The sequence below is a fragment of the Streptomyces sp. BE303 genome (assembly GCF_036290945.1).
Taxonomy (GTDB): Bacteria; Actinomycetota; Actinomycetes; order Streptomycetales; family Streptomycetaceae; genus Kitasatospora.
On sequence record NZ_JAQYWZ010000716.1, the window covers coordinates 99,965 to 123,135 of the forward strand.

Genomic DNA, 23,171 nt, shown 5'->3' on the forward strand with positions numbered 1-23,171 from the left:
GTCCTGACCAGGGTCCTCAAGCTTCTGGACACAGAGGCCCGCCTCACGCAGAGCGCCGCTGCCGTCGTGTGCCTCACCACGGCAGCGGCACTGCTGCGAGGCCTGAAGCATCGCCAAGGACGCATACGCACGCGCATGACCTTCCTGCCCCTGTACGAGGCGTGTGCGCGCACTCGTCGTCGCGCGCACGTCTCATCCCTGTTTCCGCGACCGCTGGAGAAACACAGATGACCACCACCCGCAAGGCGCGCCTGCGCACCGTCGCCGCCTCGGCCACCACCGCCGTCGCGGTGGGCCTGCTGGGCCTGGGCACCGCTCCCGCCGCCCATGCCGACCCCCTCCCGACCCTTTGCAACCCCGCCGTGGACCACGCCACCACGGAGCCCTTGAACCTGCAAGTCACGCCCCTCGTCACCGACTTCCTCATCTACAACGTCACCGCGGGCACCACCGGACAGCACAGCGACACCCTGAGCCGGGTCAGCTCGGTGACCACCACCGTCGACAACAGGACCGAGATCACCGCCGGCGCGAGCGCGCTGTTCGCCAAGGTCGAGGTCAAGATCGGCTTCTCGGTCCAGAAGACCACCTCCAGCACCACCACCCAGACCGTCAGCGACACCTGGAACCTCATTTCGCCCGGACGGTACGGCCTCTACCGTGGGACCCGCGTCGTCACCGGCCAGTACGTCAACCGCATCTGCGCCCAGACCGGCCCCACCACCGGCATCTGGGTCACCACGTCGTCGAGCCCCGGGACCTTCACCACCTACGAGTCCCCGGAGATCGGCTCGGTCGGCTGCGCCCCCGCCCAACCGGCCGGCACCGTGCGCCGGGCGGCCCAACTCCTCATCAGCAACTGCTGACCGTGCCCACCGACCTGACGACGGAGGACCTCGTGACGAACCCACTGCGCCACCCCACCACCCGCCGGGGCACGTCGCTGCGGGCCCTCGGCGCCGCCGCCCTCGCCTCACTGGCCGGCCTCACCCTGCTCGCCGGCCCCGCGTCGGCCGCGCCCCGGGGTCTGGCGTCGAGCGAGTGGCACGGCTACGTCTGCGACGACGGCTACTACCGGATCAAGACGCCCTTCGGACAGCTCGTGGAGAGGAACCAGGCCAGCCCCTGGGGGCAGGCCATTCAGAGCCCCGACAGCGGTGGCTACCACCAGCAGTGGAAGATGTGCCACTACAACGCCGACAACCAGATCTTCATCTTCCGCAGCCGGCAGAACGAGAACACCTGCCTGGGCCTCTGGAAGCAGAACCCGAACGACACGACCGAGGGACTGGCCGACGGCGCCAACTTCAACGTGTTCGACTGCTCGGGGTGGATCTACCTCAACCAGCTCTTCACACTGGTCCACACCTCGCCCGGCTCCAGCGAGGTACTTCTCCGGATCGCGCACAGCGGGAGCTTCGCCACCGTCGCCGACCCGGCCGGCTCCGCAGGTTCGCCCGTGGCCCAGTACTCCTACCGGGCAACCCTCTTCACCCTGGAGCACCTTGCGGGGTGACGACCCCCCACACCGCCCGGGGGCCCGGCTCGTACAGCCGGCCCCCGGGCCCCACCCGTGGCCCGTTAGCCCCGGTCACGGGGTCGAGGTGATGACGACGGCGGCGGCGGATTCGCGTGATCGTCGCAACGCCGCCGGTCTCGTCGCTGACCGAGTGGTGACGGTGGCATCAGCGGGCGACGGCCGACAGGTGGCTCCGACCGGCGGGGAGTGCTGCTCCGAGCGTGCGCTGTTCCTCTGCGCTACGGTTCGAGCCCTTCGAGCCACTCGGCCACGTCCAGGGACTGTTGCAGAGCGATTTCGAAGCGGGCGGGGTAGACCTGAGCGAGGCTTCGGCGGATGGCGACGGCTTCTCGGACGGCGGCCAGGCCTTCTTCGCGGCGGCCCGCACCCCCCAGTTCGACGGAGAGGTTGTTGAGGGTCAGGGCGAGGTTGGGTCGGTGGGCGCTCGGGTCGGCCGCCACGAGGGTGCGGTAGTGGGCGGCGGCTTCTTCGATCGCGGCCAGGCCTTCGTCCCGCCGGCCCGCACCCCCCAGTTCGACGGAGAGGTTGTTGAGGGCCATCGCCAGGTCGGGTAGGTAGGCGCTCGGGTCGGCCGCCACGAGGGTGCGGTAGTGGCCGGTGGCTTCCTCGATCGCGGCCAGCGCTTCGGCCCGCCGGCCCGCACCACCCAGCTGGGTGGAGAGGTTGTTGAGGGCCTTGGCGAGGTTGGGTCGGTGGGCGTCGGGGTTGGCCGTTGCGAGGGTGCGGAAGTGGCCGGTGGCCTCAGCGGCGGCGGCCAGCCCTTCGTCCTGTCGGCCGACGTCGCCCAGCCTGGTGGAGAGGTTGACGAGGGTCAGGGCCAAGTTGGGTCGGTAGGCGTCGGGGTTGGCGGTCGCGAGGGTGCGGTAGTGGCCGGTGGCTTCCTCGATCGCGGCCAGCCCTTCGTCCCACCGACCCACCTCGCCCAACTGGATGGAGAGGTTGTTGAGGGCCATCGCCAGGTCGGGTCGGTGGGCGCTCGGGTTGGCGGTTGCGAGGGTGCGGTAGCGGGCGGTGGCTTCCTCGATCGCGGCCAGCCCTTCGTTCCACCGACCTGCACCGCCCAACCGGACGGAGAGGTTGGTGAGGGCCATGGCGAGGTCGGGCAGGTGGGCGCCCGGGTTGCTGCTGGTGAGGGCACGGTAGTGGCCGACGGCCTCCGCAGCGACGGTCAGTCCCTCGCTTCCGCGCCCGACCTCGCCCAGCCCGACCGAGAGGTTGGTGAGGGATTTGGCGAGGTCGGGCAGGTGGGCGTCGGGATTCGTCGCGACCAGCGTGCGGCGGATGACGGTGGCCTCAGCGGCGGCGGCCAGCCCTTCGTTCCGTCGGCCCACGGCTCCCAGCCGGGCGGAGAGGTTGTTGAGCGCCTTGGCGAGGTCGGGCAGGTGGGCACCGGGGTCGGCCGCGTCCAGGGTGCGGTAGTGGGCGGTGGCCTCAGCGGCGGCTGCCAGCCCTTCGTCCCATCGGCCCACGTCCGCCAGCCGGACGGAGAGGTTGGTGAGGGCCATCGCCAGGTCGGGTCGGTGGGCGCTCGGGTCGGCCGCTGTGAGGGTGCGGTAGTGGGCGGTGGCTTCCTCGATCGCGGCCAGCCCAGCGTCCAGCCGGCCCGCACCACCCAGTTCGACGGAGAGGTTGTTGAGGGCCATGGCGAGGTTGGTCAGGTGGGCACCGGGGTCGGCCGTCGCGAGGGTGCGGTAGTGGTCGGTGGCTTCCTCGATCGCGGTGAGGCCCTCGTCCCGCCGGCCCACCTCTGCCAGCCGGACGGAGAGGTTGTTGAGGGTCATGGCGAGGTCGGGGAGGTGGACGCCGGGGTCCGTTGCCGCCAGGGTGCGGTGGTGTTCGACGAGTTGGTGGCAGAGGCGGGCCGCGGTGGAGGCAAGACGCTGGCTGGCGTGGGGGAGTAGGCCGTAGAGCCCGGCGAGACGGTGGGGTGGGGTGCTGGAATCACCGGTGATGGCGTCGAGGGCGGCGATCAGGGGCCCCGGGTGGTCGGTGCGGATGGCGGTGGTGACGATGTGTCGGGCCATCTGCCGGTCGTGGCGCAGACAGAGGTCGGTGAGGTGGTTCTCAAGGCGCCGGTGGAAGACGGGGTGGGCGGCGGCGCGGCTGTAGACGGTGAGGAGCTGTACGGCCCGGCCTTCGTCGGCGTCGGTGAGGAGGTGGTCGGCGAGACGGGGGTCGGTGTCGAGGGTGCGGCCGATGTGGCGCTCGGCGAGGCGGTCGGGCTGCAGTGATCCCCAGGGCGGCCCGCCGGGGGCGGTGTCGGCGGGGTAGAGGGTGGCGAGCCAGGCGGTGACCTGGTCGCGGCGGTCGCGGGGCTGGTCGGCGAGTGCCGGGAGTCGTCGCCAGAGCCGGTCGGCGTGTTCGCGGTCGGCGGCGCCGACGAGGTGGGCGGCGGCGAGTGCGGTCTTCAGGGTTGCCGTGCTCAAGGCGGGGCTGAGGCCACGGGCGGTGGCGCTGTCGCGCCAGTACCGGCTCTCGTGGCCGAGCAGCCGGTCCTCGACGTCCTGTGCACGCCCGTGTGTCCCGCCGTTTCCCGCCGGTCCGGGTCCGCCGATTCGGGGTTCGGGCCCGGTGGCGTCGAGGAGGTCGGCGAGGGCGGTCATGTGGAGGGTGAGGGCGTTGCCGTAGGCATCGTGGCCGAGGTGCCGGGGCACGGGCAGGGAGTCGGAGGCCGCGGTCCAGTCGTGTCCGGCGAGGCCGTGGACGAGGGGGAGGGCCGTGGCGAGGGCGTGGACGGCTTCGCGGTAGTGGCCGGCCCGCCGGCCGGGGTCGTCTTCGAGGGGGGTGAGGCGGTGGGTGCGGGCCGTGGCGAGGTGGTCCTCGGCCTGGCGGGTGGCGGTGGTGGCCTGGTGCCACCAGTCGCCAGCGGTCCGGGCGAGCAGGAGCAGCCTGAGGGGGCTGGTCCCCGGGTGTTCGGCGGCGGCTTCGATCAGGGCCCCGAGCTGCTCGGGGCGGGTCTCGGCGTAGTCGAGGACGACCAGTACCGGCTTCGCCGCCCGCCGCACGTCCAGCAGCTGGGCTGTCGTGGCGGCGGCCCGCGGCCACAGCACCGCCCAGCCGTCGGCAGTCAGCAGATGGGCGAGGTGGTGGGCGAGGCGGGTCTTGCCCTGACCGCCCGGACCGTGCAGCAGCCACACTCCGAACCCGCCCAGCGCGCACCACGCGGTCATCTCGGCGAGCAGGTCCTCGCGGCCGTGGAAGGGAACGGTCTGCCGCCCGGCCTCCAGCAGCGCCGCCGGTGTCGCAGGAACGGGCCGGCCGGCAGGAGAATCGGCGCGGTCGGTGAGGTCCTGGAACTCCACCGGCTCCAGACCCCCGACCGGGCCGGCACCGTGCTCGGCCAGGGCGGCGCGGAACGCCGGGTCGTGGTGGAGGACGTAGGCCGGGACGACGTTCAGCCGGCCGTGGGCGGAGTGGTTCCGATCGGCGGCCACGACGCCGGTCAGGTAGCGGTCGCAGAACATCGCGGCGCCGGACAGACCGCCCCACGGCGACGTCCCGCCGCCGCGCCACCCGGACACGGGCGTGCGCAGGTCCATGACGTACTGGTTACCGACGAAGCCACTTCCCGGGTTCACCTCCCCGCGTAGCTGGGAGGCCTCGATCGGACGGCCGTGGCGCTGGGCCTCGTCCGGTACGCCCCAGGTCTCGCAGCGCGCGCCAGGGCGTCTGGTGACCGTGCGCCCCCACCGGACGGGCGCGGTCGGCGGCTGCCAGTGCTCGGAGTCGTCGACCAGGACCAGTGCGGCGTCGTCACGCTCCTTCGGTGTGCCGGCCCACACCACGCGCCCGCCCGCGCTGCCGGTACCGCCAGGGTGGAACACCTCCACCCTCGTGCCGACAGGTCCGGTGACGTGGGCGGAGGTCAGGACGAGCCGGCCACCGACCGCGTATCCCGACCCCGATCCGGGACCGGTCCCCCTCGGCCCGGTCACGGCGGCCACCCGTTCCTCTTCCACCCCGACCGAACCCGTCCTGTGTACCTGACGCACGGTCACGCCGATGCGAAACACCGTAGGACCCCGGGCCGGGCTCCCGCAGCTGATCCGCCGAGCCCGTGGCCGCTGCGGGGAGCGGAGCGACGGGTTCGGCTCCGGCCGGGGTGGGCGCTCAGTACGGCGTCGGCCCAGGTGCCGTTCTCCGGGCACGAGTGCGATCTGCGGGACGGGCGGTGCGACGAAGCCGTCCCGTCGCCCGTCCCGCAGGCCGTCCCGCAGGCCGCTCGGGATCCTCAGGAGGAATCGGTGGCCTGGTAGAGGGTGGTCCAGAAGTCGTGGATGAGCCGCGCCGAGTCCGGGGTGGACATCCCGACCTGGGTGAGCAGGATTCCGGTGAGCCGGTCGTCCGGGTCGGCGTGGACGGTGGTGCCCGTACCGCCGTCCCAGCCGAACTGACCGACGGGTGCGTAGTCGCTGCGATGGGTGCGCACCGCCATCCCGAAGCCCCAGCCGCCCTGCTGCCCCTGGCCGACCGTCATGTGGGCGATGCTCCGGTACATGGCGTCCCGGGAGGTCTGCTGCCCGGGTGCGAGGCGGTTGGTGGTCATCAGTTCGACGGCGGACCGGGACAGGACCCGTTCGCTGCCGTGCACCCCGTGATCGAGCAGCATCCGGAAGTAGGCGTGGTAGTCGTCGACGGTGGAGACCAGCCCGCCGCCGGCACCTTGGAAGACCGGGGGCCGGCTGGACCTTCCGCCCTCCGCCTCGTCCCAGACGTGGAACTCCCCGGTCTGCGGGTCGGGCCCGTACAGGGGCGGCAGCCGGTCGATCTTCTCGGCGGGTACGTGGAAGGCGGTGTCCTTCATCCCGAGCGGTTCGAGGACGCGTTCGCGCAGGAACGTCTCCAACGGCCGACCCGTGACCCTGGAGACCAGCACGCCGAGTACCTCGTTGCTGAGGTCGTACTGCCACCGCTCTCCGGGCTGGTACGACAGCGGCAGTTCCCCGAGGCGGCGCATCCACTCGTCCGGGTCCGGTGCCGGGCCGGACGCCACGCTGTAGTCGAGGCGTTCGAAGGTGGCGGCCCGGATCGGGGACTCCAGCAGATCGAAGTCCAGTCCGAGCCCGAACGTGGAGGTCAGCAGATCCCGTACGGTGATCGGCCGCCGCGCGGGCACGGTGTCCTCCAGCGGGCCGTCGGGCCGCTTCAGGACCCGGCGGTCGGCGAGCTCGGGGAGCCACGGGTCCACCGGCTCGTCCAGCCGAAGCCGGCACTCGTCGAGCAGGATCATCGCTGCCGCCGTCGTGACCGGCTTGGAGGTGGACGCCATCCGGAAGATCGTGTCCCGGCGCATCGGCGCGCCCCCGTCGTGCCGCATGGTCCCGAGCGCTTCGACGTGCGTCCGGCCGTCGCGGCTGACCAGGGCGACGAGCCCGGGAATCCTCCCGGACTCGACGTGCCGTGCCAGCACGTCGTGCAGCCGGCGCAGCCCTGCCTCGGAGAAGCCGCTGTCGTTCCTTGCCATCATGAATCCCCTTGTCCACGGTGTTCGATTCCACGGCGGCCCCGGTGGCTGCCCGGCCCCTTCGTGGCGGCCTCGGAAGGAGCGTGCACCTTGACCCAAGGTCAAGGTCAACGCGACACCGAGGGGGCGGGCGGGAGACGGACGGGAGCGGACGCGCGCTACCCTCACCTCTGTGATCATCCGCAACCCCCAGCTCACAGTGAGCGCGAAGGCCGCCTGCGGCCACCGCTCGACCGTGCCCGAGGACGTCCGGGCCGACGCGGCTCGCGGGGACGCGGACGCCCACGATCTGCGGGTGCGTTGAGCCGATGGCAGGGGGGCTCACGATCGGTCAGGCCGCGGCGTTCGTCGGCGTCACGATCAAGACCGTGCGGCACTACCACCGGCTCGGCCTGGTCGCCGAGCCGGAACGTGACGGTTCCGGCTACCGGCGTTACGGGTCGGCCGACCTCCTCCGGCTGGTCCAGGCCCGGACCCTGGCCGGAGCGGGCGTCCCGCTGGCCGAGATCGGCGAGCTGCTCGATGCCGATCCCGAGCGGTTCGCCGCCGCCCTGGACGATGTCCACCGTCGGCTCACCGCACAGGTCGAGGACCTGATCGCGCGACGCGACACGCTGCACCGGCTCGCCCACGGCGACCGCGCCCTCCTGCCCGACCGGGCCTGCGCGGTCCTGGACCGGCTCGCCGGCCTCGGTTTCGGCCCCGACTACGTCGCCACGCAACGGGAGGCCCTGGTGCTGGCCCGGGCGCTGGCCCCGGAGGTCTTCGACACCTTCCTGACCAGGCTCGAACACGGACTGGGCGATCCCGAGCTCGTCGAACTGACCAAGCGCGGCCTGGAGGCGGCGTCCTGGCAGCCCGACGACCCGCGGATCGAGGAGCTGGCGACCTCGCTGGCCGACAAGCTGCTGGCCGGCCGCGCGCTGCTGGAGGTGCCGGCGGGCTCCCGGCGCCGGTCCGACGCCTCTGCCCGGTACGGACTGATCAACCACCACCGGGAGGATCAGGAGCCGGCCATCGCCCGGCTGAACACCCTGGTCGAGGCGCACCTGCGCGCCGCCGGCATCGAAATCCCGCACCAGTGACGGTCGACCGGTAGGACTGACACCGCGGGAGGTACGCCGTACCCCGCCGCCTCCGGACCTGGTCGGCTGCCGGACGGGCCCCGGTGCGACGGCGCCCCGCTCGACGTCGGCGCCCGGAGCCGTCAGTACGGGCAGGCGATGCGCCCCCGGGGGGACGGCCTGGGCATGCGTCGGAACGCCTGCGCAGTAGTCGGGTCCGCGCCGCCTCACATCCGGGATCTCAGGACGTCGACCTCACATCCCGGCGCGAACGGGTCGAAGCCGTGCTCGATCAGCCAGCGAACCACCAGCAGGCTTCGCAACGACCACCACGCGTGGATCACGTCGAGGTCGACGTCGGTGCCGTAGCCGGCGACGACGTCGTCGAGGTGCTCCTCGTGTCCGAGCGTGAAGGTGGCGAGGTCGTACAGGGCATCACCCTGGCCCGCCTCGGACCAGTCGATGATGCCCGTGACCTCGTCGCCGTCGACGAAGACGTGCGCGATCTGCAGGTCGCCGTGCGTGAACGCCGCAGTCCACGGCCGGAGCGCGGCCTCGGCGACCTGGCGGTTGCGGGTGACCAGGTCAGCGGACAGGAGACCCTTCGTCACGAGCAGCTCGCACTCGTCGTCGAGTTCGGCCGCCAGCGCGGCGGTGCCGCGGCCGGCCCGGCCGGGCCAGGGCGGCAGCGGTGCGTCGTGCAGCTTCCGGATGGCGGCGCCCGCCGCGGCCCACGCCGCCGACGACCCGGTCGACGGCCCACCGAGGCGCCCGAGTGTCGTCCCCGGGAGCGCGGCGATCGCGAGTACGGGCGGGTTGCGCCACAGGACCTCGGGGGTCGGAACCGGCGCGAGGGACATCGCCTCGACCTCGACGTCGACGCGCGCCTGATCGGCGTCCACCTTCAGGAACACGTCGCCGACGCGCAGGGTGGCGCGCTCGGGATGGGCGACAACGACTTTGACCTCATCCATGGGCGACCAGTATCCCGGGGACAATCGCCGACGTCGCCAGGTTTGTCGCGTGCGACGACGCGGCCGACCAGGTCCTGCTACCCGGCGGCCTCGCGCACGACACCGACCGCTGACCGGCTCAGGCCCACCACCTCCGTCAGGAGTCCTGAGCGCGGCCGAAGAGGCCCTTCTTCCTCGGAGCGGCCACGGGCGCGGGCTCGGTCTCGGCCACCACCTCGACGAGGTTGCCCAGGGTGACCCGGAACGTTCTCCTCTGGTGGCCCTGCGTGACCTCCACCAGCCAGGACCGGTCCGTCAACTGGTAGATACGCCGCCCGTGGTGCGGGTTCCAGTGGTCTCCCAGCCAGCCCCCGGGCCGGAAGGTCCGGGCGGTCTCCACGGCCGCCTCCCGGGCCTGCTCGAAGGTACCCGCCTCCTCCTGGCGGCCGAGCCGCCAGGAGGTACCGCCGTCGTCGGTCCTGCCCTCGTAGCTCTCCTCGACCAACACGAACCATCTGCCGTCGACCGTCATGCCCGGTCCCACCCCCTTGATCAACGTCGAACCTAGTGTCCTGACCACGCAGGAGGCCACTCAACGGCCTGCCCGGATGATCCCGGCGAACCATTCCTCCCAGGGCACCGGCGATCACGTTCCAGATCGCTCAGGAGGGTGTGACCTCACAGAGCCGATCCACCGGTTCCGAGCAGGCCCCGGCATCCGGGTGGGACGGGTTCCAGAGCCGGTCGGCTTCGCCCCGGGCGACATGGTCCTCGTAGATCCGCACCTTGTGCCGCATCACGTCCAGGGTCTCCTGCAGCTCCCGGACCTGGGCCTCCACGTGGTCCTGGTGTCGGCGCAGCAGTTCGAGCCGTTCCTGCTCGTTGCCCGTGCCCTGGCGGACCAGCTCGATGTACTGCCGGATCATCGCCAGCGACATGCCGGAGGAACGCAGCTTCGTGCAGATCGCCAGCCATCCCAGATCCTCCTCGTGATAGATCCGGCGGCCGTTGGACAGACGGCGTACGGGGTTGGCGAACAGGCCCTCCCGCTCGTAGAACCGCAACGCGTGCACGCTCAGCCCACTGCGCTGCGCCACCTCACCGATGCTCAGGTCCATGAGCGCCCCCTCACCCAGCTGTTGATCTAGACCCGACTCTAGGGTCTAGCGTCGAGCCGTCGGCCCGTCGGGTCGACGGAACAGGGGAGAAGCATGAGTATCTGGTTTGTCACCGGGGCATCGCGGGGGCTCGGCGCGGAGATCACCCGCGAGGCACTGGACCGGGGACACGGCGTGATCGCTACAGCGAGGGACGTGTCGGCGGTGCTCGATGCGTACCCGCACCAGCCGGACGGACTGCTGGCGGTGAACGCGGACGTGACCGAACCGGAGCAGCTGACGGCCGCTGTGGAGGCCGGGCTCGCCCGGTTCGGCCGGATCGACGTCGTGGCCAACAACGCCGGGTACGGACTCGTCGGCGCGATCGAGGAGACCTCGGACAAGGCCGCTCGGGCACTGTTCGACGTCAACGTGTTCGGCGTGCTCAACACGCTGCGGGCGACCCTGCCGACGTTGCGCGCCCAGCGATCCGGACATGTCCTGAACATCAGCTCCGTGGCCGGCTTCGCCACCGCACCGGCGACGGGCCTCTACGGCGCGTCGAAGTTCGCCCTCGAAGGCATCTCCGAAGCACTCCACGGCGAACTCGCCCCCCTCGGAGTCCGCGTCACGATCATCGAACCGGGCGGCTTTCGCACGGACTTCCTGGGCAGCGCCAGCCTCCGGATCGAGCCGGCCACCATCGCCGACTACAGCACCGCCGCGGGACCGGTGCGCGAGGCACTGGTCCACAACGACGGCCGGCAGCCGGGCGACCCGGCGAAGGCCGCCAGAGCCATCGTGGACGTCACCGAGACCGCCGAGCCTCCGCTGCGCCTGCAGTTGGGCGCAGACGCGGTCGAGCGTGTCGAGGCGAAACTGGATCTTGTACGGCGTGAACTCGACCAGTGGCGCCACGTAGCACTCTCCACCTCCGTCTGACGGACGAGCGGTCGCCCCGGCCGCCGCCCGCTCGACGGCCGAGCCCGGTCGGTTGAGCGCCCGAGGCTTCCCCCTCCACCGGTCCCCACGATGCCGGACGGTGGACGCGCGAGGCCCTCGCCAGGCGCCCTCCCAGGGGCGCCGGGCGGGGGCCGTTCCGCTGTCGGACGGCCGCGTGCCGTCAAAGCCCTCCGTCAGGCATATCCTCCGTCAGGCGCCCACGGTGAGGCCCCCGTGGGCAGGTGCGTCCTCGAAGGCTTCCTGGTAGTCGGCGTTGGCGATCGGACGCAGGGCGAAGAATCGTTCCGGCAGATCGAAGGCGTCGACCAGGGTGAGGGACTGGTCGGCGAGCCGGGCGATGGCCTGCTCGATCAGGTCGGGCAACTCGTCGAGCCGGGCGGCCGTCAGGTGCCGCTCACCGTGCAGCGTGCCGCTGCGGGCCTGGAGGCGCCGCAGGGTGAACACGAGGTGCAGGTCCAGGAGCGCCGCGCGGGCCTGCGGATCGGTGGCGCGCACCGCCCAGGCCAGCAGGGCTGCCCCGGCCTGGTGCTCGGCCCGGGCGGTGACGGCGTCCAGAGCGGCGGGAGCGGCGGCGTTCCAGCGGCGCAGGCCGTCGCCGGCGGGTGCCTCGCGAAGCCGGGCCCGCGCGCGGACCAGCAGGAGGTGCTCGGCGGTCTGCAGCAGTCTCTGACGGACGGCCGGGTCGCTCAGGCTGCCCTCGGTGGCGCCGGCCGGCGGCGGATCCCGGTCGAGCAGCAGTTCGGCCCCGGTCTTCGCCCAGAGCGCGAGGTTGTCACCTTCGGCGGTGATCGTCCCTTCGACGTCGATGGCCGCGGAAACGATTCCGTTGACGGGGAGGAGGCCCTGGGCCCCGCAGCGCTCACGGCACTCGATCAGCAGGGCACGCGCCTGCCAGGTGATCCAGCCCTTCGCCACGGCGGCCTGGCGTTCCGCGACGGTGACGGCCTCCGGGTCCGTGCGGTCGCGCTCGGCCCACCGGGCGGTCGCCACCCGGTGCAGTGCCGTCATCGCGTAGGCGGTGGCGAGCCCTTCGACCAGCGGGCCGTGGTGGGTGCGGTGCGCCCACACGGGTACCCGGCGGTCCGGCCGGGCACCGGTCACCCGGCGGTGGTGGGCATAGCGGACGGCGGTGGCCAGCGCGGCCCGGGCGACGCCGATCCCGCTGGCGCTCATGCAGAGCTTGCCGAGGGTGACCCGGCCGATTCCGGTGAGGAACCGTTTCCGCTTGCTGCCCATCGCGCTGGTGAAGGTGCCGTCGTCCGCGAGCCGGCCCTGCTCGCCGGTCAGCAGCGCCTCGTACGGCAGGCGGACCTGGTCGAAGGAGGTCAGGCAGTGGTCCACCGGACTTCCCGGGCGCAGCGGCAGCGGTCGCACGGTGATCCCGGGCAGGGTGCCCCGGTGGTCGGCGAGCGGGACGAGGAAGAGGAACACGCCGTGGTCGCGGCCCTCGACCAGCAGCCGCGCGGCCACCACGGCGGACTTGGGGCCGCCGGCCAGGCTGGTGTTGGGCATGAACTTCCGGGCGCCGCCGTGCGGGGTGTGCAGGGTGAACGTGCGGTCGGCCTGGTCGTAGGCGGCGGTGGTCTCCAGGGCGGTGGCGTCGTTGCCGTGCGCGAGCTCGGTGCAGAGGAAGGTGCCGATCCGGTCCATGGCGGCGTACTCGGTCAACGGCCGCTTGGGGTGGGGGTCGTGGTCGAGCAGGCTGCCGAGGAAGAGGTTGTAGTGAATGCCTGCCAGGACGGTGAGCGCGCCGTCCAGTGGGCCGGTCCACTCGTGGAGGGCCGTCAGCCGGTAGGGGTCGCGGGAGAGTTCGAAGGGGTCGGTGATTCGGTTCAGACGACGCAGACGCCGGTAGGAGGCGTCGAGCTGGTCGGAGAGATCGGTCTCGTGCTGCCGGTGCATCGACGGGTCGGTGGCTAACTCCTGCCAGGGGCCGTGCACCTGGGCCCGGTCGGCCCCGAAGAGGAGATGGCGCAGCTCCGTGACGGCGGGGTCGGGGGTGCCGGGTTCGGCGTCGGCACTGCGGGTGCCGGGAATGGGGATCATGTTCTCACTAATGGCTCGCCCCTCGCGGATGACACGGTGTTGTGATCAAGGTCACCCGGGGTGGCCGTTCCCTGCCTGCCTGTGACCGCCCGCCCGGTCTGCGGACAGCAGGCCGAACGCCGATCCCCGCGCCCGCCCGCTCCCGGTGGCGGGCCGGGAGCCCGCCACCTCGCGGTTCGGGTGACGGGCTGCCAGGGGTGGATCCGCGAAGCGGGTCAGTCCCGCAGGGCGAGCACCAGGGCCGGGACGACGAGCAGGAGTAGCAGCCAGGGTTCGGCCAGGACGACCACTCCCAGGCCGGAGTAGGCCGCGATCTCCGCGGCCCACTGCCGGGTGCGCCGACGCTTCTTCACGGCCTTCTTGTCGGCCTTCCGGTCCAGCTTTCCGTCGTGCTTCTCGGCGTGCGTCCCGTCGTGCTTCTCGAACGACTGCGCCAGCTCGTCTCGGTTGTCGAACATCGGGTCCTCCATCGAATGGTCGTGATCTGGGATGCGGTGCTGCGGTTGGGGAGTGGAGCCTCGGGGTGTCGGCGCTCGCGATCCAGGGGCCGTGAATCGGGCGACGCCGGGGTGCTCCTGTCGACGGCGGTGTCAGTGGTGCGTTCGGCGGTGAGGGGTCATGCCTGACCGATCATGCAGCAGACTAGGTGTGGTCAATCACTTACTCCCTTGCCTGATCGGATGGCCGTCTGCGGGCTGCCATCTTGTCGGACGATTGAACCCTCAGGAGTAGGGGGTTAGGGGGTTGACGTCGCCGTTCCGTTTGCTTGTGAGTAATCAACCACTCATTCTTTGGGGCGTCAACCCTTCAGCGCTTCCCGGCGGGCACTGACGGTCCTCAGCTGCCGAGGGCTGCCATTACCTCGCGGAGCTGCGCGAGCGGCTCGGGACCGCAGATCCGCACCACCACCGTCTGCGCGCCGGCGTCCGCGAGCGTGTGGAGCGCTGCGGTGGCCTCGGCCGCCGTGCCCCCGGCCGCGAACGTCGCTGACTCCTCGCGCCCCAGCCACTGCGCGTGTCCCGCGACGGCGTCCCGCAGGGCCGGCGCTGCCACGCCTCCCACGCCCACGAAGGTGAAGGCGGTGATCGTGTAGTCCGCGCCCGCGCCGCCGCGCTCCGCGGCGGCGCGGACCGCGCGCAGGTCCGCCGGGCCGTGGCCCTCGGCCACGAGCGTGCCCTGCGCGGCGCGGCCGGCCAGCTCCAGAGACTTGGGCGAGACGACGCCCGCAATCACCGGCGGCACCGCATTCTTCGCCGGCGGGTGGACCAACTCCACCCCGTCGATTCGCAGTTCACGCCCGTCCACCGTGACGCGCTCGCCACGCAGCAGGCCGCGCACCGCGTTCAGGGTCTCCTCCAGCAGCGCCAGTGGCGACCGTGGGGCCACACCGACCTGCTGCATCCACTCCCGCGCACCGTGACCGATCCCGGCCACCAGCCGGCCGGGGAAGACCCTGGCCAGGGTGGCCACCTCCATCGCCAGCAACGCGGGGCTGCGCAAGGGCGCGGGCGCGATCCCGATGCCGACGCGGAGCCGCTCGGTCGCGCCCAGGGCCACCGCCGCCGCCGAGATCCCGCCGTTCCACCCCAGATCCTCGACGACCCACAGGTCGTCCACCCCCAGCGCCTCGACCTCGCGCGCGAAGGCGGGCAGCCCGGCCGGGTCCCAGGAGCGGTCGTACATCACACCGATACGAAAGGCCGTCATAAAGGGTCAAGCTATATGGCGGGCATGGTCGCCGCCTACCTCATGGTCCAGCCCACACCGGCACCGCCCGGCGCCCACCCACGCCGTGATCCCGGACAGGTTCTCGGCCCTCGGGTGCTACGGCGAGCTCCGGAGCGGCCGGCGGCGGGTGGTCCGGGCAGGAGTCCGCCCTGCGGAGGAGACATGACGCGACAGGCCGGTACGTCCCTCAAGAAGTCGGGGCCCGCTGCCGAGAAGGCGGATGTGACCTACTCATCGACGCGCCGTGCGCTGCTGACCGGTGCCGCCCTCCTCGCGGCCGGCGGACCATCGGTGCCGGCCGCCGCCTCGCCTGCCCGCACGACCGGCCGGGCCATCAGGGAACGACAGGTGGACGACCGGCTGATCGAGCTGACCGTCGACTCCGCGGCCCTGGGCCGCACCGTCCCCGTCGCCCTCCTGACCCCTCGCGGCTGGGACCGCCGAATGCCCGGCGACCGGTGGCCCACGCTCTACCTCCTGGCGGGCGGCGACGGCGACCACACCACCTGGGCCACCATGTTCAAGGTTCAGGAGCTGGCCGAACTCCACGACGTCCTCGTGGTCATGCCGGCCATGCCGCTCTTCGGTTTCTGGACCGACTGGTGGAACCACGGCCGGGCCGGCGGACCCCTGGTGCGCACCTACTTCCTCCGCGAAGTCATCCCCCTGGTCGAACGCGACTACGGCGCCGGACCCTGCCGCGCTGCGGCCGGAGAGTCCCAGGGCGGCTTCGGGGTGTTGGGCATGGCCGCCCGAATCCCGGGCCTGTTCGGCGCCGTGGCCGCCTTCAGCGCCCCCTTCCACCCCGTCCGCCACCCGGAGATGTGGCTGTCCGGCGCGGCCTACGTGGGCCTGGACGGCTACGCCATCTGGGGAGACCCTTGGAAGCAGTGGGACGTCTGGCTGGACTGGGACCCGTACTACCGGGCCGAAGGGCTGCGGAACACGCCCGTCTACCTCTCCTCCGGCGACGGCACGCCCGGCCCGCTCGACGCCGACGAGCCGGAGGTCCACATCCCCGGCACCGAGAAGTGGATCGCCCTGTTCCCCGACGACGTTGTCTCCGTCACCGAGGCCGCCTGCGGCTTCGAGGCCCGGGCGCTGGACCGCAGGCTCAAGCGCCTGGGGGCACCGGTCACCACGCACGTCTTCCCCGGCACCCACACCGGAACCTACGGGTACCGCGAACTCCGCCACGCCCTGCCGATACTGCTGGACGCCCTCCGCCCGTAGCGGCGGCACGGGGGCGCACACTACAGCTCCGATCAGTGACGAGCTGCCAGTGGCTGGTCTGGTTGGATACGGGCATGAGCAGCGGCAGCCACCGGGAATCAGGCCTTTCCAAGAGTGTCTGGAGTGACACCGACTTCGAGGAGATGGGATGGCACGACGCCACCATCCACGGCCTGCACGTGCAACAGACCGACGACGTCCTGCCGCGGCTTCTGTTCGACCTCGACTACATCGTTCGCTGGGTCCACCCGGTGCGGCCGGCGAAGAGTTTCTCCTTCTGGGTCTCCCCGGCGACGCTGGTCTTCGAAGAGGTTTGGGAGCTTGAAGGGGAACTCGGATTCAAGGACTCGTCCCCGGAGCTGGAGATCGCCGACGTGCACCAGTTGGTCCCGGACGACAGCAGGAAGGACCTGCCGCTCTGGCACATCGAGGGTCACGCCTTCGACCTGAAGTTCCGCGCGTCGGGCTTCCGCCAGTACGTCCGACATGCCCCGCGACTCACCCCGGGCCCGGTCCTGTCCAGCGCCGCGCGCGGAGGCTGCTGCTTCACCGAGATCGGGTTCAGCTGAGCAGGTAGGGCCCCCACCGCAGCCCCGGCGTCGCCCCCGGTTCGTTTCCCGGCGGCTGCGGGGGAGGGCTGCCTGCTCGTTGCCGGGTTGTGGGCTTGTAGGGGCGGGTGGCGCCGACGGGCGAGGCGGGTGCTTCGCCCGTGAGCGGTGTCCGCCTCCCGCGCTGACACGGACGGCCGGAGCCTCGCCCTCGGCTCGGCCGATCCGGTGTGGGCGTGTGGGCCCGGTGGGCCCGGTGGGGGCGGTGCTTCAGCGGGGGGCGGATGCGGGGGAGAGCCCGATCTCGGCGAGGAGCAGCCGGAGTTGCTGCTCGGCGAGATCGGCCGTCGCGTTTCTCAGCCAGCGGAGGTGGCCGAAGGCTTCGAGGATGACGAGCCCGTGCAGCCTGGTCCAGGCTCCGAGGATCGCGGCCGCGGCGGCGGTCGGGAGGCCGGGGTCCAGTTCGGCGGCGTAGCGGGCCAGGGCCGGGTCGGGTGCGACGTCGTCGGGCAGGCGTAGCCGGCCCTCCTGCCAGGCCTCGACGAACAGGGGCGCGAGTGCCCCGCCGACGCGTCGGGTGGCGGTGCTGGTCGGGCCGTCCGGTGGGGCGGCGTAGCCGGGGACGGGGGTGCCGTAGATCAGGCCGAACTCCTGGGGATGCTCGACGGCCCATCGGCGGTAGGCGGCGAGTGCGGCGAGCAGCCGGTCGGCCACGTCGGCGTCCGGGTCGGCGTCGCGGGCCTGTTCGAGGGCGTCGCCGAGCCGGTCGAAGGAGTCGGTGATCAGCGTGGTCAGCAGCGTGTCGCGGCTGTCGAAGTAGCGGTAGAGCCCGGCGGGGCTCATGCCGAGGTCGGTCGCGACCGTGCGGAGGGAGAGCTGGGCGGCTCCGACCTCGCGCAGTTGGCGCAGGGCGACGGCCTTGATCTCGTCCAGGGTCTCGGCGCGGAGCCGTTCACGGCGGGTGGGTGAGGGCATGCGAACACTCTAGCAAAGTGCGACTGCCGTTTACATTGCGAACACTGCTCGCTAAAGTGCGAACACCAGTCGCACAGTGAACGCCACTCGCAAGGAGTTCGTGTCCATGTCCGTGACCCATCACCCGGTCCCTCTGTCCGGCGTCCCGCCCCGCGCCTTCGACCCCCGGCGCACGGCCGCCGTTCTGCTGGCCGTCGAGGGCCTCCTCCTCATCGTCCCGATCGTGGTGCTCGGAGCCGCGATCGGTTGGCCCGCGAGCCTCGACGACCCCGCCGCCATCGCGCTGCCGCGGCTGCTGGAGAACGAAGGTGCCGTCCGCGCCGGATACGCCGTCTACCTGGTCTACTCGGTCCTGTTCCTGCCGGTCGCGGTGTGGACCGGCAGGGCCCTGACCGGCGGTACGGAGAGCCTGCTCACGCGTCTGGCCGTCGGGTTCGCCGTCGCCTCGACCCTCGCCCGCACGATCGGCATCTCGCGCTGGCTGCTGGCGATGCCCGGCCTCGCCGAGACCTACGGCGCTGCGTCCGACGCGGCCGCACGCGAGGCGGTCGCCGTGCAGTACCAGGTGCTGAACGACTTCGGCGGCGGCGTCGGCGAAGTCCTCGGCGTCTCGCTCTTCGCGGTGGGCTGGCTCGTGTGCGCCTCGGTGGCCGCCCTGCGCGCCCGCACCGCACCGCGGTGGCTGCTGATCGCGGCACTCCTCACCGCGGCAGGTCTCGCCCTGCCGCTGGTCGAACTCGCCGGCGCCGATCCGGGCGCCGCCACCTCGATCGGTTCGGCCCTGCTCCAGCTGTGGTTCCTGGCCGCTGCCGTCGTTCTCGCGCGCCGGGCCCGCTGACCTCGCCGCTCCTCGGAGCCCCGGCGGCGGCTCCCCTCGGGGCCGGCGGCGCGGTGGGACCCGCCCCGCCGACCTCGCCGCCGACGCCGGCGCCACCACCACCGAACCCGTCGTATCCCAGCCGTCCCATCGAAGGAGCGCACCATGCCCACCCCTCTGCACGTCGTCCTCGGCGCCGGCGGCGGCATCGGGTCCGCCGTCGTCCGCGAACTCGTGCGCGGCGGCCACCGCCCCCGCGCCGTCGGGCGCACGCCGATCGACGTGCCGGCCGGCGTCACCTCCCTCACCGCCGACCTGACCACCACCGAGGGCGCCCGCGCCGCCTTCGCCGGCGCCGCCGTCGTGTACCACTGCGCCCAACCCGCCTACCACCGATGGCCGCAGGACTTCCCCGGGCTCACCGACGCCATCGTCGAAGGGGCCGCGGCGGCCGGCGCGAAGCTCGTGTTCGCCGACAACCTCTACCGGTACGGACCGATCGACGGGCCGGTGTCCGAGGAGACGCCCCAGCGACCCACCAGCCGCAAGGGCGCCGTCCGCAAGGCGATGACGGACCGGCTCCTGCGGGCCCATGACAGCGGACGCCTTCGCGTGACCATCGGCCAGGCCGCCGACTACTACGGTCCCGGCGGTACGAACAGCGTCATCGGCGCCGCAGTGGTGCCGGCCGTACTCGGGGACCGGACGGTCTTCTGGCCCGGGCGCCTCGACGTCCCCCGTACCCTGCACTACCTGCCGGACGTCGCGGCCGCGCTGGTCCGGCTCGGCGAGAGCGACGCCGCGGACGGGCGGGCCTTCGTCCTCCCCGCCGCCCCGGCGCTCACCCCGCGGCAGTTCATCGAGGAGGTCGCCGAGGCAGCCGGCACCCGCGCCCGCGTCCGCGCGACCGCGAAGCCGCTCATGCGACTGGTCGGACTGTCCAACCCCGCCGCCAGGGAACTGGTAGACATCTGGTACCAGTTCGACCGCCCCTGGACCGTCGACGACGGGCTGTACCGCCGGACCTTCGGTCCCGCCGAGGTCACCACGCCGCAGGAGGGCGCGGCTGCGACGGTCGCCTGGTACCGGGCCCGCACGGTGGCCCACGCCTGAGGGGACCCGTCGTCCTCGCCCCGACGTGCAGGTGCCGGGCCTGCCCCGGAGTGCACGCAGTCTCCCCACGTGCGGGGATCCGTCCGGCACGGTCGTCGTGCTGCGACGCGGGGCATTCGTCACGGACGGCGGTGTCGGCCGGGTTCTGGTTCGCCGAACGCGCCCGCGGTACAGGCCCGCCGAGGTGATGCCCCTGCGGCCCGCACGGTGATGCCCCCGCGCCCGCACGGCCACCGGCCGAAGGGGCACTCACCGTCGGCCGGGTGGACAGGAATCGGACCGCTGCACCGTCGGACGGCGTCGTCGCCTACAGTGAGTCACTCGCGGGAGGAGCGTGGTGAGGGAACGGGTGGTGAGAGCGGCCGAGCCGGGCCGTCGTGTCCGTCCGGGCACGGCGGTGGCGCTGCCGTGCGTACTCCTCGCCGTCTGGGCCCTGTGCCTGGTCCTGCTCGGTACGGCCCCGATCGCGCAGGCCGCCCCCGCGCCGGCGGTCCCCTCGGCCGCACCCGCCACCCCCGTGCCGGTCGGCCCCGCACGTCCGGAGGTCCGGCGCGGGCCGGAGCGCAGCGGCTCGGATGCCGCCCTGCAACGGACGACGGCCACGGAACCCGCCACGCGGTTGCCCGTTCTGCCGCCAGCCGTCCTCGCGTGCGCGTGCCCGGCCGGTCCCGCGCCCCTGACGGGGGCGTCCGCCCCGGGGCCGCGACAGGAACGGGCACCGCCCCGCGGCGCGTACGACCCGCGGCTCACCCGCGGTCCTCCCTCCACCCGGAGCAGCTGACGTTCCACGCGCCCGCCGTCCCGGGAGCCGCGGCATGCCCGCGGCCCGGAACGAGAGGGATCCGGCCGTTCGACGCCGGAGGCTCGTTGCGGCGCGTTGTCCCCTTGCGTCCGCCCGTCCCCGGGAACGGCACCCGCCCGTCGGCGATGCCCGGATCCCGCGGACCGCCCGTGGAGAACCCATGTCCTCTCGTCGTGCCACGTTCTGGCGTGCGCTCCTCGCGCTCGCCGTCGTCGGCGTCTCGTTCTACGTCGCCCTGACCACACCCGCCCGAATCGGCCTCGACCTGCGCGGCGGGACCCGCATCGTCCTGGAGACCCAGGACGCACCCGGCGTGCGCGCCGACGCCGCCGCCACCGACCGGGCGCTGGAGGTGCTGCGCCGCCGGGTCGACGGCCTCGGCGTGGCCGAACCCTCGCTCGCCCGCTCCGGAGAGCGCCGAATCGTCGTCGAACTTCCCGGAGTCCAGGACCCGCGCAAGGCCGCCGAGGTCATCGGCCGCACCGCACAGCTCACCTTCCACGCCGTCACCGGCGCCACCGCAGCCGCCGACGGACCGGTCGGGTCCCCGGCGGCGGACGGCTCGCGGGCCCTCGCCGATCCCGACGTACCCGGCAGGCAGCTGCTCCTGGGCCCGCCGGCCCTGACGGGCGACGGGGTCAAGAGCGCCCGGGCGGTGCTCGACACCCGGTCGGGCAGCGGCTGGGGCATCGACCTCTCCTTCCGCGGGGCGGCCGCCGACACCTGGGCGCGCCTCACCGGTGACGCGGCCTGCGCCGGGCCGTCGGACCCCGCCCGGCGGGTGGCGATCGTGCTCGACGACCGGATCGTGTCCGCGCCGGGCATGCAGGACAGCGTGCCCTGCGGCCAGGGGATCGCCGGCGGTTCGGCACAGATCACCGGCGCGTTCTCGGCCGACGAGGCCCGTGATCTCGCGGCGCTGGTGGAGGGCGGCGCCCTGCCCGTGCCGGTGAAGGCGATCGAGCAGAGCACCGTCGGCCCCTCGCTCGGCGCCGAGGCGATCCGGGCCAGCGCTCTGGCCGCGGGCATCGGCCTGCTGTGCACCGCGATCTTCATCATTGCCGTCTACCGGCTGCTCGGCGCACTCGCCACCATCGCGCTCGCCCTCTACGGCCTGATCTCGTACGCCGCCGTGGTCGCGCTCGGCGCGACCCTCACGCTGCCGGGACTGGCCGGCTTCGTGCTGGCGGTCGGCATCGCGGTGGACGCCAACGTGCTCGTCTTCGAAAGGGCCAGGGAGGAGTACGCCAGGCTCGGTGCCCAGTCCCGTGGACAGAAGCGAGGACCGGAACGCGGACCGGAACGCGACCTGCGGCGCTCGCTGCACACCGGGTTCGCGAAGGCGTGGAGTGCCGTGGCCGACTCGAATGTGACGACGCTCCTGGCCGCCGGGCTGCTCTTCGTCTTCGCGATCGGGCCGGTCAAGGGCTTCGGAGTGACGCTCTCGATCGGCGTGCTGGCCTCCATGGTCTCGGCCATGCTGATCACCCGGCTGCTCGCAGAATGGGCGGTACGGCGGCCCTTCGTCGCGCGGCGGCCGGCCCTGACGGGACTGGCGACCGTCGGCCGGCTGCGGGTGCGCCTGACCCGGCGACCGCCGCGGCTGATGCGCCACCGGCGGCGGTGGCTCGGAGTCTGCGCCGGGCTCCTGCTGCTGGTCCTGAGCGGCATCGGCGTGCGCGGCCTGGAGTTCGGGGTCGAGTTCACCGGCGGGCGGGTGGCGCAGTACACCGCCGCGAGGCACATCGACGCGGACGCCGCCCGTGCGGCGGTGATCGACGCCGGGTTCCCACAGGCGGTGGTGCAGACCACGGGCGACACGGGCGTGTCCGTCCGTACCAAGGAGACCGGCGACGACCAGCAGCAGCGGATCCGGGAGGCACTGACCGCCGTCACCGGGGAGGTGTCGGTGGAACGCGACGACCTGGTCGGGCCGAGTCTGGGCAGCGAACTGCGCACCTACGCCGTGATCGCGCTCGGGGTGGCTGTCGCGGCCCAACTCCTCTACCTCACGGTCCGGTTCCGCTGGACGTACGCGGCGGCGGCGGTGACGGCGATGATGCAGGACGTGCTGCTCGTCGTCGGCCTCTTCGCCTGGCTGGGCAAGCCCGTGGACAGTGTCTTCCTCGCCGCGCTGCTCACCGTGGTCGGGTACTCGGTCAACGACACGGTCGTGGTCCTGGACCGGCTGCGTGAACTGCGCCGCGGCGGCAGGTCGTCGAGCTGGCCGGAGCTCGCGGACCGCGCGGTGGCGCAGACGCTGCCTCGTACGGTGAACACCGGAATGGGCGCGCTGTTCGTCCTCGTGGCCCTGGCGGTCCTCGGTGGGGACTCGCTGACCGACTTCTCCGTGGCGCTGCTGGCGGGGGTGGTGGTGGGCACCGCGTCGACGGTGTTCACCGCGATGCCGGTGACCGTGCTGCTCCAGGAGCGGTACCCCGACCGGCCGCAGGACCCGGCTCGGCCGAGTGCCGGCCGAGCCGCGCCCGCACGCGAACGCAACGGGGCCGTCGTCTGAGCCGCGGTACCGGCCCGTCCTGACCGGCCGATCCTGACCGCCCGTTCGCGCGGCGGTCGACCACGGAGACTCCCGGGCCCCGGCGCACCGCACCCTGGCCGAAGCCGGTCACTGGTCGCTGCCCGGAGTCGGGGGTTTGTCGCGCCGGATCGGGGTGAGAAGAGGACGGGGCGGCCAGGACAGGGCCCGGACGGCGGGAATCCCCCCTCCCGCCGTCCGGGCCCGCACCGCTCCGGCGGTCCGGGCTCGTCCGGCAGCGCGGCCCACGGGCGGGTCGGCCCCTCGCGGGGTCGGCCCGCCGGTCCGTTTC

General features: G+C 72.7%; 19 protein-coding genes. 10 read left to right on the top strand and 9 right to left on the bottom strand.

What is annotated here, in order from left to right:
- The first annotated feature begins 227 nt into the window (after nt 1-227).
- A complete protein-coding gene (locus PUR56_RS20340; RefSeq protein ID WP_329949961.1) occupies nt 228-866 on the top strand; it encodes a hypothetical protein in 639 nt (212 codons plus the stop codon).
- A 32-nt stretch (nt 867-898) separates the two neighbouring features.
- Entirely contained in the window at nt 899-1,516 is a 618-nt protein-coding gene (locus PUR56_RS20345) for an RICIN domain-containing protein (RefSeq protein ID WP_329875981.1), read from the top strand.
- A 242-nt stretch (nt 1,517-1,758) separates the two neighbouring features.
- Here the strand turns inward: PUR56_RS20345 and PUR56_RS20350 are convergent, their stop codons facing one another.
- The gene (locus tag PUR56_RS20350; RefSeq protein WP_329949962.1) at nt 1,759-5,364 is read right to left on the bottom strand and encodes a tetratricopeptide repeat protein; all 3,606 of its coding nucleotides are present in this window, start codon (nt 5,362-5,364) and stop codon (nt 1,759-1,761) included.
- Between the two features lie 407 nt (nt 5,365-5,771).
- Nucleotides 5,772-7,004, bottom strand: a complete 1,233-nt coding sequence (locus tag PUR56_RS20355) for a serine hydrolase domain-containing protein (RefSeq protein WP_329876003.1) — start codon at nt 7,002-7,004, stop codon at nt 5,772-5,774.
- 172 nt (nt 7,005-7,176) lie between these two features.
- Between PUR56_RS20355 and PUR56_RS20360 the strand changes: the two genes are divergently transcribed.
- On the top strand, nt 7,177-7,308 hold the full coding sequence (locus tag PUR56_RS20360) for a hypothetical protein (protein WP_329875985.1): 132 nt from the start codon (nt 7,177-7,179) through the stop codon (nt 7,306-7,308).
- Between the two features lie 4 nt (nt 7,309-7,312).
- Nucleotides 7,313-8,089 (top strand): MerR family transcriptional regulator, encoded by a 777-nt coding sequence (locus tag PUR56_RS20365; RefSeq protein WP_329949963.1) that lies wholly within the window; start codon nt 7,313-7,315, stop codon nt 8,087-8,089.
- Between the two features lie 206 nt (nt 8,090-8,295).
- Here PUR56_RS20365 and PUR56_RS20370 read toward each other — a convergent pair whose 3' ends face one another.
- The 3 genes from PUR56_RS20370 to PUR56_RS20380 form a co-directional block, all read right to left on the bottom strand.
- The gene (locus PUR56_RS20370) at nt 8,296-9,042 is read right to left on the bottom strand and encodes a phosphotransferase family protein (protein WP_329875988.1); all 747 of its coding nucleotides are present in this window, start codon (nt 9,040-9,042) and stop codon (nt 8,296-8,298) included.
- A 136-nt stretch (nt 9,043-9,178) separates the two neighbouring features.
- Nucleotides 9,179-9,553: a hypothetical protein gene (locus PUR56_RS20375; RefSeq protein WP_329949964.1), complete on the bottom strand. Its 375-nt coding sequence runs from the start codon at nt 9,551-9,553 to the stop codon at nt 9,179-9,181.
- 130 nt (nt 9,554-9,683) lie between these two features.
- Nucleotides 9,684-10,139, bottom strand: a complete 456-nt coding sequence (locus PUR56_RS20380) for a MerR family transcriptional regulator (protein ID WP_329949965.1) — start codon at nt 10,137-10,139, stop codon at nt 9,684-9,686.
- A gap of 93 nt (nt 10,140-10,232) precedes the next feature.
- Here PUR56_RS20380 and PUR56_RS20385 point away from each other — a divergent pair, with 93 nt between their 5' ends.
- The gene (locus tag PUR56_RS20385; protein ID WP_329949966.1) at nt 10,233-11,060 is read left to right on the top strand and encodes an oxidoreductase; all 828 of its coding nucleotides are present in this window, start codon (nt 10,233-10,235) and stop codon (nt 11,058-11,060) included.
- Nucleotides 11,061-11,270: 210 nt separating this feature from the next.
- Here PUR56_RS20385 and PUR56_RS20390 read toward each other — a convergent pair whose 3' ends face one another.
- From PUR56_RS20390 to PUR56_RS20400, 3 genes are all read right to left on the bottom strand, one after another.
- Nucleotides 11,271-13,127: an acyl-CoA dehydrogenase family protein gene (locus PUR56_RS20390; RefSeq protein WP_329949967.1), complete on the bottom strand. Its 1,857-nt coding sequence runs from the start codon at nt 13,125-13,127 to the stop codon at nt 11,271-11,273.
- A gap of 215 nt (nt 13,128-13,342) precedes the next feature.
- Nucleotides 13,343-13,585 (bottom strand): hypothetical protein, encoded by a 243-nt coding sequence (locus PUR56_RS20395; protein WP_329877209.1) that lies wholly within the window; start codon nt 13,583-13,585, stop codon nt 13,343-13,345.
- Nucleotides 13,586-13,964: 379 nt separating this feature from the next.
- Nucleotides 13,965-14,834: an LLM class flavin-dependent oxidoreductase gene (locus tag PUR56_RS20400; protein ID WP_329877211.1), complete on the bottom strand. Its 870-nt coding sequence runs from the start codon at nt 14,832-14,834 to the stop codon at nt 13,965-13,967.
- A gap of 183 nt (nt 14,835-15,017) precedes the next feature.
- On the opposite strand from PUR56_RS20400, the gene PUR56_RS20405 reads away from it, so the two are divergent.
- Nucleotides 15,018-16,088, top strand: a complete 1,071-nt coding sequence (locus PUR56_RS20405) for an alpha/beta hydrolase (protein WP_329877213.1) — start codon at nt 15,018-15,020, stop codon at nt 16,086-16,088.
- Between the two features lie 74 nt (nt 16,089-16,162).
- On the top strand, nt 16,163-16,657 hold the full coding sequence (locus PUR56_RS20410; protein WP_329877215.1) for a hypothetical protein: 495 nt from the start codon (nt 16,163-16,165) through the stop codon (nt 16,655-16,657).
- A 249-nt stretch (nt 16,658-16,906) separates the two neighbouring features.
- Here the strand turns inward: PUR56_RS20410 and PUR56_RS20415 are convergent, their stop codons facing one another.
- Nucleotides 16,907-17,611: a TetR/AcrR family transcriptional regulator gene (locus PUR56_RS20415; protein ID WP_329877217.1), complete on the bottom strand. Its 705-nt coding sequence runs from the start codon at nt 17,609-17,611 to the stop codon at nt 16,907-16,909.
- Between the two features lie 106 nt (nt 17,612-17,717).
- Here PUR56_RS20415 and PUR56_RS20420 point away from each other — a divergent pair, with 106 nt between their 5' ends.
- The 3 genes from PUR56_RS20420 to secD all read left to right on the top strand — a co-directional run bounded on the left by PUR56_RS20420 (nt 17,718) and on the right by secD (nt 22,861).
- Nucleotides 17,718-18,449, top strand: a complete 732-nt coding sequence (locus tag PUR56_RS20420) for a DUF4386 family protein (protein WP_329877219.1) — start codon at nt 17,718-17,720, stop codon at nt 18,447-18,449.
- Nucleotides 18,450-18,593: 144 nt separating this feature from the next.
- Nucleotides 18,594-19,541, top strand: a complete 948-nt coding sequence (locus PUR56_RS20425) for an NAD-dependent epimerase/dehydratase family protein (RefSeq protein ID WP_329949968.1) — start codon at nt 18,594-18,596, stop codon at nt 19,539-19,541.
- A 962-nt stretch (nt 19,542-20,503) separates the two neighbouring features.
- Nucleotides 20,504-22,861, top strand: coding sequence for a protein translocase subunit SecD (gene secD / locus PUR56_RS20430; protein ID WP_329949969.1), 2,358 nt, complete (start codon nt 20,504-20,506; stop codon nt 22,859-22,861).
- Nucleotides 22,862-23,171 lie beyond the last annotated feature (310 nt).